Below are 1,592 nucleotides of genomic sequence, written 5' to 3'. Positions count from 1 at the left end.
TATCGCGAGCAGGCTCGCTCCCACAGGGTTGCATCATTCAACCTTTCCAGGATCTACCCACCCGGCGACTTGGCCTTTGGCGGTTTCGGCTCCATGCCCGGTATCGGCTGGTCCTTGGGCGGCTTGGGCATTTCGATGGGCGGCAGCAACGGCGGTCCGCTTCCAGGGCCGGGCGTGGGCACGCCGCTGGGCGTGACCGGCGGGTATGGCATCGGTGTAGGCGTGCCGGGCGAACCGGGAATGCTCGGTGGGCTTACCGGAATCGTGGGCTGCTGGGCCTGCACCCAACTTATCGAGAGCGCTGCCAGGGCAATGGCCGTTAGAATGGTGCGCTTCATCAATGGCTCCGTGGCGATTGTCTGTCTTCAGGCTAGTCCTTACCGCGCCGCTTTGCCCCTCCTTTGCATGAGACATCCATGAAACGTTTCGTTCTGCTGGACACCGCCCCCATCCCTGACAACGGCGGAGCCCTGTGCCTGTTCGAGTACGGCGACGACTTCGTTATCAAGATCCAGGGCGGCGACGGCGGCCAGTTGATGAATACGCGCATGCACGGCTCCGAAGACGCCCTGGCAGAGATTCCATGCCGCAAGGTTGCCGGCCGTCCCGGCTCGCGTGTACTGATCGGTGGCCTCGGCATGGGTTTCACCCTGGCCTCGGCCCTCAAGCACCTGGGCAAAAGCGCCGAAGTGGTGGTAGCCGAACTGGTGCCCGGCGTGGTGGAGTGGAACCGTGGCCCTTTGGGCGAAAAAGCCGGTCGACCCCTGTCGGACCCGCGTACCGTGATCCGCATGGAAGATGTGGCCAAGGTGCTGCAAGCCGAACCCCAGGGCTTTGATGCCATCATGCTGGACGTCGACAACGGCCCCGAAGGCCTGACGCAGAAAGCCAACAGCTGGCTGTATTCAGCCGGCGGCCTGGCCGCCTGCGCCAAGGCCCTGCGGTCCAAGGGAGTGCTGGCAGTATGGTCGGCCAGCGCCGACCGGCAGTTTTCCGACAAACTGAAAAAGGCCGGCTTCAAGGCCGAAGAGGTGCAAGTCTTCGCCCACGGCAACAAAGGCACCCGCCACACCATCTGGATTGCCGAGAAGCTCAAGGGCTGAGCTAAACTCTGTTCAACCGTCATCAGTCTTTTTTTACAAAGGTGAACCCATGAGTTCGTCAACGCCACCGTCCAACACCGCCAAGCTGGATCGCATCCTCGCCGATGCCCAGCGTGACCGGGAAATGGGTTACCGCGACAAAGCCCTGAAAATGTACCCCCACGTCTGTGGCCGTTGTGCCCGTGAGTTTTCCGGCAAGCGCCTGAGTGAACTGACCGTTCACCACCGCGACCACAACCACGACAACAACCCGCAGGACGGTTCCAACTGGGAACTGCTGTGCCTGTACTGCCACGACAACGAACACTCGCGTTACACCGACCAGCAATATTTCGGCGACGGCTCCCTGAGCACCCCGAAAATCGCCAAGGCGACCCACAACCCGTTTGCCGCACTGGCCGGGTTGATGAAGAAAGACGAGTAACCGGTACAACAAAAGAAACCTGCAGTCTGCAAAAGCGCTTTCGCGAGCAAGCCCGCTCCCACAGG

General features: G+C 61.6%; 3 protein-coding genes. 2 read left to right on the top strand and 1 reads right to left on the bottom strand.

The features are described 5' to 3' along the window. Window positions 1-53: 53 nt before the first annotated feature. A complete protein-coding gene (locus HU811_RS26865; protein WP_092458208.1) occupies window positions 54-338 on the bottom strand; it encodes a hypothetical protein in 285 nt (94 codons plus the stop codon). 78 nt (window positions 339-416) lie between these two features. On the opposite strand from HU811_RS26865, the gene HU811_RS26860 reads away from it, so the two are divergent. Further along, window positions 417-1,103: a spermidine synthase gene (locus HU811_RS26860; RefSeq protein ID WP_186659134.1), complete on the top strand. Its 687-nt coding sequence runs from the start codon at window positions 417-419 to the stop codon at window positions 1,101-1,103. A 49-nt stretch (window positions 1,104-1,152) separates the two neighbouring features. Further along, on the top strand, window positions 1,153-1,527 hold the full coding sequence (locus HU811_RS26855; protein ID WP_003184246.1) for a YajD family HNH nuclease: 375 nt from the start codon (window positions 1,153-1,155) through the stop codon (window positions 1,525-1,527). The last annotated feature ends 65 nt before the right edge of the window (window positions 1,528-1,592 follow it).

This window comes from Pseudomonas tehranensis (assembly GCF_014268615.1).
GTDB classification, from domain to species: domain Bacteria; phylum Pseudomonadota; class Gammaproteobacteria; order Pseudomonadales; family Pseudomonadaceae; genus Aquipseudomonas; species Aquipseudomonas tehranensis.
Note: the sequence above shows the minus strand (reverse complement) of the source record. Positions and strands in the feature narration are given on the sequence as shown.

Coding starts and splice junctions, on each gene's coding strand:
- HU811_RS26865 (WP_092458208.1), bottom strand. CDS start 338: ATGAAGCGCACCATTCTAACGGCCATTGCCCTGGCAGCGCTCTCGATA.
- HU811_RS26860 (WP_186659134.1), top strand. CDS start 417: ATGAAACGTTTCGTTCTGCTGGACACCGCCCCCATCCCTGACAACGGC.
- HU811_RS26855 (WP_003184246.1), top strand. CDS start 1,153: ATGAGTTCGTCAACGCCACCGTCCAACACCGCCAAGCTGGATCGCATC.